The following is a 10,552-nucleotide window of genomic DNA, read 5'->3' as shown; positions in this document are numbered from 1 at the left end:
ATAAATTCCTTACCGAGGGTGACGTATTCAGTGAAGACCTCATTGAGGCGTGGATTAAGTGGAAACGTGAAGAGGAAATTGACGAGATGTCGATTCGACCGCACCCGTACGAGTTCCATCTGTATTACGATAGTTGATTTGCGACAGACCGGCTCCAGGTTAGTCCAGCGACTTTCTGAAGAGGTAAACTCTGCATAAAATCGTTAAGGATAAGAAGGCGATGAGGAAAATCTCTTTTATATATTGGCCGTTGTGGATATAGGTTCTTAAAGTAGCGAAAGCAGCGGCGAAGGTCAGGCCGGTTAATACAGACAAAATGATAATTGCTGTGAATATCAGTAGTGATTTTTTGTGCATTTTATCCCCCATTCGTTAAAAGTATTGTAGCAGAAAAGGTTTCCCATTTCAAGCAAATAATTGTGATAGAGTGTTTGGAGGGGTGATTTCAGGCATTCGACACATAAGCGACAGTTTTTATAGGCCCTGAGACCAAATTTTTTTGCCCTTCTTAACAGAGCTGGCCTGTCAAATTGGCGGAACCTCTTGCCAAAATGTGTGTTTTCTTTTGGCTGGAGGATAGCTATGTTTTTAGGAGGTGTAATTTTTGTGTTACATAATTATTTATTAATAGGATAGTTAGGGCTAAACTCTCCAAAATAGGCAGGTGTTGACTTTAAGCTGGTATATTTTTTGCATATCTGTTATAAATACGAAAATTCGGGGGTAGGCTTTTTTGAATTTTAATTTGAAACGTATTAGGAAGGAAACCAATTATGGCAGTTAAAGAGTTGGCATTCGAATCTGACGCAAGGTCTGCTCTGCTGGCGGGGGCGGAAAAGTTGGCGGCAGCAGTCAAATCAACGCTTGGGCCGAGAGGCCGATGCGCTATCCTTGATAAAGGCTGGGGCGGGCCAACGGTAACCAAAGACGGCGTAACGGTGGCCGAAGAAATCGAGCTTATAGACAAAAACGAAAACCTCGGGGCCAAACTCGTAAGAGAGGCAGCAAGCAAAACCTCAAAAGTGGCCGGCGACGGGACTACTACGGCGACGGTACTTGCTGAAGCGATGTTCAAAGAGGCATATCGAAATCTTGCGGCAGGGGCCGATGCAATGTCTTTGGCACGCGGTATGCAAAAATGCGCCAAGGTGATAGTAGAGAAACTGAAATCGCTGGCAAAGCCGGTGGATATCAGCAAGAGAACCGACATTGTCAACGTCGCATCGATATCCGCCAACAACGATACCGCGATAGGCAATAAAATGGCCGATGCGTTTCAGCAGGTCGGCAAAGATGGCGTAATTACCGTTGAAGAAGGCAAGAGTCTCGATACGACTGTTGACTTCGTCGAGGGTATGCAGTTCGATCGTGGCTACCTTTCGCCGCATTTCGTGACCGATGCGGAGAATATGACCTGCGAGCTGGAAAAACCATACATATTGATTTATGAGGACAAGATAAACAACGTGGCCAAGCTTGTGCCGCTGCTTGAGAAGATTGCAAAGAGCAAAAGGCCGATGCTGATTATCGCCGAAGATGTCGAGGGCGAAGCATTGGCCACGCTGGTGGTCAATAAACTAAGAGGGGTGCTGCAGGTCGCGGCGGTGAAAGCGCCGGGCTACGGCGACCGCAGAAAAGCAATGCTCGAGGATATTGCTGTTCTGACGGGGGCGGAGCCGATTTTCAAGGATTTGGGAATCGAGATGGAGAATATCAGCATCAAACAGTTAGGACAGGCCAAAAAGATAACCATCGATAACGATAATACAATCATTGTCGAAGGTGCAGGTAGCGAAGATGCAGTCAGCGGCAGAATCAGGCAAATCCAGAGCGAAATAGAAACGACAACCAGCGATTACGACCGCGAGAAACTGCAGGAAAGATTAGCCAGGCTGACCGGCGGCGTTGCTCAAATCAATGTCGGCGCAGCGAGCGAAGCGGAAATGAAAGAAATAAAGGCGCGGATAGAAGATGCGCTTCATGCCACAAGAGCAGCTATTGAAGAGGGTATCGTACCGGGCGGCGGCGTGGCACTTATTCGGTGCATTGATGCGGTAAAGAAATTAAAACTCGAAGGTGATGAGCAAACCGGAGCAGATATAGTATCAAAGGCTCTAACGACGCCTTGCTACTGGATTGCCGCGAACGCCGGGGCAACGGCGAACCTGGTAGTTAATAAAGTCGCCGAAGGCAAAGGCGGCTTCGGGTATAACGCCGATACAGACACATATGAAGATCTTTTCGACGCCGGCATTGTTGACCCTGCAAAGGTGACACGCATCGCACTGGAAAACGCGGTGAGCATAGCCGTGCTGCTGCTGACTACGGATTGTCTCATTACCGAGAAGCCCAAAGATAAAGATGACGCTCCGGCAATGCCTCCGGGAGGTATGGGCGGCATGGGTGGCATGGGCGGCATGGGCGGCATGGGCGGTATGGGCGGCATGGGTGGTATGGGTATGATGTAAAACGAAAAAGGAGAAACTATGAAACTGAGACCTTTGGATGACAGAGTAGTAATAAAACAATCGCAAGCGCAAGAAAAAACCGCCGGCGGTATTATTCTGCCGGATACTGCGAAGGAAAAACCTCAAATCGGAAAAATAATTGCTGTCGGACCGGGCAAGCTGCTCGATGACGGCAAACGAGGCAAGATGAGCGTTAAGAAAAATGATGAGGTCATTTACGCCAGATACATAGGAAGTGAAATCGATATTGACGGAGACAAATTCGTAGTTCTGCATGAAAGCGATATTCTGGGAATTATTGAGAAGTGAACAATAGAAAAGTTTAACAGCGAATGTATAAGGGACAATAAAAAATGGCAAAGCAATTAATGTTCGACGATACAGCACGAACACACCTTAAAGACGGGCTGTCGCAATTGGCAAAAGTGGTGAAAGTTACCCTCGGCCCTACGGGCAGGAACGTAATCCTGCACAAAAGCTGGGGCTCGCCGAAAGTTACAAAAGATGGTGTCACCGTCAGCAAGGAAGTAGAGCTGCCGGAACCATTCAAGAATATGGGCGCAAAGATGGTCAACCAGGTCGCCAACAAGACCTCCGATGAGGTGGGCGACGGGACAACAACTTCAACCGTCCTGGCCGAAGCTATTTATTCCGAGGGTCTGAAGTATGTCACCGCCGGCGTAAATTCCATAGCTATCCAGAGAGGAATCAGTAAAGCGGCCGAAGTTGTTACGAAATTTATCGAATCGGTCAGCGTTCCGGTAAAAGGCCACAGCGACATTGCGAAAGTGGCAACTATCAGCGCAAACAATAACGCACAAGTCGGGGAAATCCTGGCTGATGCAATGGATAAAGTCGGCGAAGAAGGCGTCATCGAGGTCGAAGAGGGTAAGGGTATGGAAAACGAGCTGACCGTTGTCGAAGGTATGCGGTTCGATAAGGGCTACATATCCCCGTACTTTATGACCAATCCTGAAACGCTCGAAGCTATTTTCGAGGATGCCTATATCCTGCTGCATGAAAAGAAAATATCCAACATTCGTGAAATTATTCCCCTGCTCGAAAAAATCGCCCAGGTTGCTAAGCCGTTGGTGATTATCTCCGAAGACGTTGAGGGCGAAGCTTTGGCGGCGCTGGTTATTAATCGTCTGCAGGGCGTGTTGAAAGTCTGTGCGGTTAAGGCGCCGGGCTTCGGCGACCGCAGAAAAGCAATGCTGTCAGATATTGGTGTCCTCACAGGCGGAGAGGTAATCACCGAAGAGCTGGGGATAAAGCTCGAAAAAATTGAGCTTTCACAATTAGGGCAGGCCAGGAAAATTATTATAGGCAAGGAAACAACCACGATAATTGAAGGTACCGGCAAAAAGCAGGGTATAACTGCCCGCTGCGACCAGATTCGCAACCAAATCGAAAAAACAACCAGTAACTACGACCGTGAAAAACTGCAGGAGCGGCTTGCCAAACTCACCGGCGGTGTCGCCATTATCAAAGCAGGCGCTGCAACTGAAACGGAAATGAAAGAACGCAAAGACCTTCTCGACGATGCGCTTCACGCTACAAGAGCTGCAACGGACGAAGGCGTTGTCGCAGGCGGTGGTGTTGTGTTCCTTCGTGCCATCGGCAAAGTTCAGAAAGCCAAAGCAAATGCCAAGGGCGATGAGAAAATCGGCTTTGATATCGTAAGCGACGCCCTCAAAACGCCTGCAATGCAGATTGCGGATAACTCCGGCGACCATGGCGATGTGATTGTTGAACAGCTTCTCGAAAAACTGGAAAAAGATGAAAACATCGGCTACGACGCAAACACCGGGCAATTCGTCAATATGTTCAAGGCCGGAATTATCGACCCTGCAAAAGTCGCCAGAATCGCCTTGCAAAGCGCTGCTTCCGTAGCAGGATTGATGCTGACGACCAACGTGTTAGTAACCGACTTGAAAGATAAAGACGAAGACCCGATACCGGGAGCGGTTAGATAAAACCTGAATATCGAAATACGAAACAAATTCAAATTCGAATTTCGAATTTTAGAATACTATGGCAAAGCGGGATTATTATGAAGTTCTGGGGGTAGGCAAGAACGCTTCTGCCGACGAGATTAAGCGCGCATACCGCCGGATGGCGATGAAATATCATCCGGACAAAAATCCGAATGATAAGGATGCCGAGGCCAAGTTCAAGGAGTGCGCCGAGGCCTACGAAGTCTTAAGCGACCCCGATAAGCGTCAGCGATATGACCAGTTCGGCCACGAAGGCCTACGCGGCGCAGGCGTGCGCGACTATTCGCACATGAAGTGGCAGGATATCGGCAGCATCTTCGAAGATATGTTCGGCGTCGACGATTTTCTCGGTAGCGTCTTCGGCGGCGGGGGCAGAAGAAGCGGGCGAGCCGGTCCTGCCCGCGGATATGATCTGGAGACCTCCGTTGAGCTGACGCTTAACGATATCGCCAAAGGCGTCGAAAGGACCATCGAATTTACCCGCCAGGATATATGTCCGGAATGTAACGGCACGGCTTCTGCTAAGGGGGCGAGCCCCGGCCGGTGTCCTATGTGCGGCGGAAGAGGACAGGTAACAAGCGGAGGTGGATTTTTCCAGATGGTCTCAACCTGTCGGCAATGCGGCGGCAGAGGCCAGGTTATCACCAACCCCTGTAAAAACTGCAAAGGCACAGGAAGGGTGCCGAAAAAGCGCATTGTAAACGTTAAAATCCCCCCCGGCGTTCACGAAGGACAGGGAATTCGAGTCGCAGGCGAAGGCGAACCAGGCCGCGTGGGTGGGCCGAGAGGCGACCTGTATTGCTATGTCGGCGTAAAGCCGCATGAATTTCTGCATCGTGACGGAAACAACGTTGTAGCTGTTGTTCCTATAAGCTTTACCGAGGCCGCTCTCGGGACGACAATAGAGGTGCCGAGTCTGGATGGCACAAAGCAGTTAAAGATTCCCCCGGGCACGCAATACGGCAGCATCTTCAGGATAAAAGGCCAGGGTCTGCCGGATGTGCGGACGCACCGAAACGGCGACCAGCTTGTCCAGATTATTATCGAAACCCCCGCCAAGCTCAACTCTAAGCAGCAGGAAATGCTGAAAGAATTCGCCAAAACAGAAGATAAAAGCGCTTACCCCCAGTCTAAAGGGTTTTTCGAGAAACTGAAAAAGTATTTTGGTAATAACTGATGACACATAAAAGAAAAGAAAAACCGGAAGGTCAGCAGGAACCGGAGAATACTCTCCCTGCGATAGAGCAGTTGCAGAAAGAAAAAGACGAGCTTTTCGGCAAACTGCAGCGCGTCAGCGCAGATTATATGAATTTTCAAAAACGCGCAGCCAAACAGACTGCCGACACAATCGCTTACGAAAAGGAAAGAATAATAAAGACGCTTTTGCCTGCTCTGGATAATTTCGAGCATACGCTTCAAAACGCCCAATCGGCCGAAAGCAAAGATGTTTTTGTCAAGGGTATCCGGATTATCTATGACCAAATCCTCGATATCCTCAAATCTCACGGCGTAGAACGCATTGATTCGCTGGGCGCCAAATTCGACCCTGCTTTGCACGAGGCGGTATCACATAAGACTGAACCCGAAAAAGAAGATAACATCGTGCTCGAAGAGTTCCAAAAAGGTTACAGGCTCAATGGCAGGGTCATCAGGGCAAGCAGGGTAATTGTTAATAAGCTGCCTTCAGAGCAAGAGCAGACAAAAGACGAAACAGCAGGTGAGGAGTAAGTCCTGTGCCTACCTATGATTATGTATGCGAAAGTTGCGGGCACGAGTTTGAGCAGCTCCAGATGATAACGGCGAAATCGCTTCGCAAGTGCCCTAAGTGCGGCAAAAATAAACTTAAACGGCTTATCGGCGCCGGTGCAGGCGTGATTTTCAAGGGCTCCGGGTTTTACGCAACCGATTACAGGAGCGAAGGTTATACAAAGCAAAAAGAAAGCGAAAAAAAGACCGCCACACCTGCTAAAGACACCGGCGAGAAAAAAACCGAAACCAAAAAACCTGAAACTAAACCTGCCAAAAAAGACAAACCAAGTCAGCCTGAGAAAAAGTAAAATGAAAAAGAGTTTTAATTATAATAAACCAGATAGAGGTCAAAAATGACTGATTCAAGTCCTTATCAAGATAGATACTGGAAGGAATTTTTTCAGTTAAGGGTACATGTGGATTATCTTGAACTATATATGGAACAATCTGAGTTTATAGATAAAACAATAAATATTTTTCTGGGGATAACTTCTAGTAGTAGCATTTGTGGATGGGTTATTTGGCAAAAATATAGTTTTGTATGGGCTGTTATTATCGCAATATCTCAACTTGTCGGCGCAATAAAACAGTTTTTGCCATATCAAACTCGCTTAAAAGCCGTTAGTGGTATCTTAAGAGATTTTGAAGAATTGTTAATCATAGCTGAAATGAAATGGTTCGATGTTTCAGAAGGCAACTTAACAGAGGAAGAGATTAACAAATTGCAGTTTGATATCAGGTCTAAAAAAACAAAAGCCTTGCGAAAACATCTTGAGATTAATACATTACCCACAAAGGGAAAATTATTAAAAAAAGCTAAGCAATTGGCAGAAACTTATATTAAAAACTTTTATGGAGTATAAAAATGTCTGACCAAGAAAAAAATCATCAATCACAACAACCACAACCACCAAAATCAAAACCGATTCCGCCGCAACATTCTAGGCCTACCACAAACGAAAAAGGCTTACCGCCAGTTGACCAAACTCCCAATATGCCTTCGGTCAAGCCGCCTAAGAAATGATATCAAAATAATCACCGTTAGAGTGAATCGTGGAAAAATCGGAAGATGTAATCAAGAAGAGGACATCCGAACATGTTCTCTCGCTTATCAAGGCAGGAGTAGCGGCAGTCCCATGCGTAGGAGGACCTATTGCCAGTCTCATTGGTGACTATATCCCTACGGCAACTCAGCGTGCAATTGAATCCACTATCCAGCACTTTAAACAACGGCTTGAAAACCTTGAGTCTAGAATTGACCCTGAATCTGTTAATAAAGATGAGTTCGCAGAATTGTTCAAATCGTGCTATCTAATCATGGTTCGTTCCCAAAAAGAAGAGAGGTTAGTTGCAGTTTCCAATTTAATGTCCAATATACTCTTAAAAAAAGGCGACCCAGATAAGCTGAAATACACTGAACTAGACCATTTTGTGAGATGTCTCGATGCGATTTCAATCGGGGCGATTAGTGTGCTGGGGTGTGTTTATAAGCAGGCACAGTTGAGGGATAAGGGAAAGTTTGGGAAGGAGAATATACGACTAGATTTCAGGGACATCTACAATCGCCTAAAAGACAATATAACCCCAGATCTTTTAATGGGCCTTCTCGAAGAGCTTAATACGTTTCACTTGGTACATTTGACGGGTGCGCCTGGTGCTCGATTGCCGAATTATGCCAACTATCCGTTGGAATTTCCACCTATCGGAGTGCGATTTGCGACTCATGTACTTGGATTAACCACCTAATAGTTCTTTATAGTAATTTGATTTATCCTTATATTAATAACATCATAGGAAAACCAGAGACAGCCACCATTTTTTGTAGTGCTTCAGAAGAGTAGGGTAAAAAATCAATCAAAAGCGCAGCAGGTAAAAATCAAAAATCCACTTTTTCAAATTTTTTTCTATCTCTTTTGCTATAACGACTTAGCCAAAACCGCACCCCCGAAAACTCCATAATTTTCGCATCAATCGCGCAAGTTCCTCCAATTATAGAAAGGACGCATTCTGTCCCTCTTGCGTTTAGTATTTAGAGCTTAGGATTCGTTTATGACTTAAAAATTAAGACTTAGAAATTTTTGTTTGTCTCTCTTGTCTGTTGTCTGGAGTCTGTCGTCCGGTGTCTGCCGTTCGTCTGCGCAGAGGGGAAAAATCAATCAAAATGAATAAATTATGCGAAACAAAGCCAATTTTCAAAACATCAAAAATGCTTGTAACTTTAGTAAATGCCGTGACTAACAACCAAAAACAACGAACAATGAACTCTAAAAAACAAACCCAAACAAAGCCAATTTTGACATTGCTGGGAAATAATTTGCGGGTACAATGGGGTGAATACCCAGGGCATGCTTCGCACAACGGTGATAGTTTTTCAGGCGGGAAAAGATATGAAGAATTTATTCAGGCGGATAGCCGGTGTAATACTCTGGGTTTTACTTGTCTGCCTTGTCTTATATGGTCTTTTCCTTCTGTTTACCGAATTTAGTTTAGAGAGCCCACAGACCTTAACTATAGATGTTGGGGACGTGACTGGTAAAAGCAGCATTACTCTTAATTCGCCGACGAAAGATGTTTTGGGACTAACCATCCACGTAACAGGTGATATTAACGGACATGCATACGTCTTCGCGAGCGATTGGGAAAAGAGAGAACTATCCGGCAAGGTTGATTGCAGGATTTATCACGATTGGTCTGCCCCGACATGCGTATTGCAGTATGAGCCTGTATCTGTAACTTCGGGAAAACTACGAATCGATTACACATTTCTCTCCGCCTATCCAATCAAGGATGATTAACGCTGATTTTTGGCATTGAAAATGGGGGGTTTTGGGGACAGTTTAAAACGCCTGAAAATTATAACTCTCTCGAACTAAGTTTCCCAAGTTAGTTTCCTGAAAGCGTTCTGGCGAGGCACTTACAATTGGCGATTAAGTCTTTCGCCAATTGTTTCGGAGTTTTCGAGGTTGGGGAAAATATTGTTGATTCAGCAACACCTTGAGAGGTTCAAGATGGTTGTGGACAACGTTTCGCGGTTTGGGTAGAATTGAGAAACAAGGAAAAAGTAAAATGGAATAGATTACCAATTAGATTCACAAGGAGAGGATTATGAAAAAGATCATACTTGTCACATTTTTCTCAAGTTTACTCTTTTGTTCAAGCAAAGCAGCAATGGCTGATATTGATATGATACAGTTGCCAGATACAGCACATGTTTATTCAGGAGGTAATGTTGGGACCGGTCCTGAAAGTATAGATGGAGATTTTGGTACTTATTATGGACTTAATGTTGGCAGTACGGGCGGAAGTGCGATATCAAGCACTCATACATTTCCACAAGCATGTTTAGTTAACAGAATTGATTTTAGTTTTTATGCCCATGCTCATGAATATGGTGATGATACAGGGTATGTTACGACTCAATATTATGTTCAATGGTACAATGGTTCAGTTTGGCAAACTGTTCCGGGTTCTGACTGGTTAGAATCGAAATCACAATATCACGATGGCTTAGATTCGGTTAAAACTTCTGGACATGTAACCCTAACCGGGTTAAATTTGGTTAATTGTTCAGCCATTAAGGCATATGTTTATGTTCTTGCCTATAACAACAAAAATTCCAATTCTAATGCTCAAGCATATATTTATGAAATACAAGCCTGGTCGCCTACTCCTGCGGTGTCTACTTTCGATGCTGACAATATCACCGGTTCCCAGGCAACTTTGAATGGAAGCATTAATAGTGTCGGTGGAGGGAATGTTGTTCAACGTGGTTTTGAGTGGGGGACATCGCCGGGAAATTATACTTTTTCTCTTATAGAATCCGGCAGTTTTGGAACCGGCTCTTTTAGTTATGACATTGCAGGGTTAAATCGGGAAACCACATATTATTTCAGGGCCAAAGCCAGTAATTTTACAGGTTGCGAAGGTTGGAATTATGGCTCGGAAAATTTCTTTACTACAAGCTGTTTCGTGAATCTATATGACCTTGAAGCGTTCTGTGAACAATGGCTGCAAACCGGTTCAAATCTGGAGGCCGATTTGGATGGCGACGGAACGGTCGATTTCGTAGATTACGGCATTCTGGCCAACACTTGGCTGGATGACTGTCCTGCTGACTGGCCGTGGAAGTAAGCAAAAGCAAACCCACAACATAAAGTTGTGGGCTTTTGGATTAGGAAAGTAACCCTACGTGAAAATTTTTGCCCCCCAGCGAACAACTTTTTGCGCCAAGTGATATAAGTCCTTGCGCCCTAAGAAATTCGCCTTCATAATACTCCTGAATAGAATTCCTTTGAAAGGAGATGTTATGGAAGGCGAATTATGGAAGCGATTGTACGG

General features: G+C 45.4%; 11 protein-coding genes. 10 read left to right on the top strand and 1 reads right to left on the bottom strand.

From position 1 onward, the window contains the following. Positions 1-159: 159 nt before the first annotated feature. Complete coding sequence (locus PHG53_10335) at positions 160-357, bottom strand: hypothetical protein (GenBank protein ID MDD5382016.1); 198 nt, start codon at positions 355-357, stop codon at positions 160-162. A 416-nt stretch (positions 358-773) separates the two neighbouring features. Here PHG53_10335 and groL (PHG53_10330) point away from each other — a divergent pair, with 416 nt between their 5' ends. The 10 genes from groL (PHG53_10330) (at position 774) to PHG53_10285 (ending at position 10,345) form a co-directional block, all read left to right on the top strand. Then, positions 774-2,468: a chaperonin GroEL gene (gene groL, locus PHG53_10330; GenBank protein ID MDD5382015.1), complete on the top strand. Its 1,695-nt coding sequence runs from the start codon at positions 774-776 to the stop codon at positions 2,466-2,468. 18 nt (positions 2,469-2,486) lie between these two features. Next, entirely contained in the window at positions 2,487-2,777 is a 291-nt protein-coding gene (groES, locus tag PHG53_10325) for a co-chaperone GroES (GenBank protein ID MDD5382014.1), read from the top strand. 44 nt (positions 2,778-2,821) lie between these two features. Beyond that, positions 2,822-4,444 (top strand): chaperonin GroEL, encoded by a 1,623-nt coding sequence (gene groL, locus PHG53_10320; protein ID MDD5382013.1) that lies wholly within the window; start codon positions 2,822-2,824, stop codon positions 4,442-4,444. 58 nt (positions 4,445-4,502) lie between these two features. Next, complete coding sequence (gene dnaJ / locus PHG53_10315) at positions 4,503-5,642, top strand: molecular chaperone DnaJ (protein MDD5382012.1); 1,140 nt, start codon at positions 4,503-4,505, stop codon at positions 5,640-5,642. Next, a complete protein-coding gene (gene grpE, locus PHG53_10310; protein MDD5382011.1) occupies positions 5,642-6,193 on the top strand; it encodes a nucleotide exchange factor GrpE in 552 nt (183 codons plus the stop codon). Before dnaJ ends, grpE begins: the two co-directional genes overlap by 1 nt. Positions 6,194-6,198: 5 nt before the next feature. Further along, positions 6,199-6,522 (top strand): zinc ribbon domain-containing protein, encoded by a 324-nt coding sequence (locus PHG53_10305; GenBank protein MDD5382010.1) that lies wholly within the window; start codon positions 6,199-6,201, stop codon positions 6,520-6,522. A gap of 45 nt (positions 6,523-6,567) precedes the next feature. Further along, complete coding sequence (locus tag PHG53_10300; GenBank protein ID MDD5382009.1) at positions 6,568-7,077, top strand: hypothetical protein; 510 nt, start codon at positions 6,568-6,570, stop codon at positions 7,075-7,077. A 190-nt stretch (positions 7,078-7,267) separates the two neighbouring features. Further along, entirely contained in the window at positions 7,268-7,960 is a 693-nt protein-coding gene (locus PHG53_10295; GenBank protein ID MDD5382008.1) for a hypothetical protein, read from the top strand. Between the two features lie 641 nt (positions 7,961-8,601). Beyond that, positions 8,602-9,009 (top strand): hypothetical protein, encoded by a 408-nt coding sequence (locus tag PHG53_10290; GenBank protein ID MDD5382007.1) that lies wholly within the window; start codon positions 8,602-8,604, stop codon positions 9,007-9,009. A gap of 310 nt (positions 9,010-9,319) precedes the next feature. Then, on the top strand, positions 9,320-10,345 hold the full coding sequence (locus PHG53_10285; GenBank protein MDD5382006.1) for a hypothetical protein: 1,026 nt from the start codon (positions 9,320-9,322) through the stop codon (positions 10,343-10,345). Positions 10,346-10,552: the final 207 nt, after the last annotated feature.

The sequence above is a fragment of the Phycisphaerae bacterium genome (genome assembly GCA_028714855.1).
Lineage (GTDB): Bacteria > Planctomycetota > Phycisphaerae > Sedimentisphaerales > Anaerobacaceae > CAIYOL01.
This window is presented reverse-complemented; position numbering and strand designations above follow the sequence as displayed.

What these genes read in the sequence shown, in the direction of transcription:
- PHG53_10335 (MDD5382016.1), bottom strand. Translation starts at nt 357, where the DNA reads ATGCACAAAAAATCACTACTGATATTCACAGCAATTATCATTTTGTCT.
- groL (MDD5382015.1), top strand. Translation starts at nt 774, where the DNA reads ATGGCAGTTAAAGAGTTGGCATTCGAATCTGACGCAAGGTCTGCTCTG.
- groES (MDD5382014.1), top strand. Translation starts at nt 2,487, where the DNA reads ATGAAACTGAGACCTTTGGATGACAGAGTAGTAATAAAACAATCGCAA.
- groL (MDD5382013.1), top strand. Translation starts at nt 2,822, where the DNA reads ATGGCAAAGCAATTAATGTTCGACGATACAGCACGAACACACCTTAAA.
- dnaJ (MDD5382012.1), top strand. Translation starts at nt 4,503, where the DNA reads ATGGCAAAGCGGGATTATTATGAAGTTCTGGGGGTAGGCAAGAACGCT.
- grpE (MDD5382011.1), top strand. Translation starts at nt 5,642, where the DNA reads ATGACACATAAAAGAAAAGAAAAACCGGAAGGTCAGCAGGAACCGGAG.
- PHG53_10300 (MDD5382009.1), top strand. Translation starts at nt 6,568, where the DNA reads ATGACTGATTCAAGTCCTTATCAAGATAGATACTGGAAGGAATTTTTT.
- PHG53_10290 (MDD5382007.1), top strand. Translation starts at nt 8,602, where the DNA reads ATGAAGAATTTATTCAGGCGGATAGCCGGTGTAATACTCTGGGTTTTA.
- PHG53_10285 (MDD5382006.1), top strand. Translation starts at nt 9,320, where the DNA reads ATGAAAAAGATCATACTTGTCACATTTTTCTCAAGTTTACTCTTTTGT.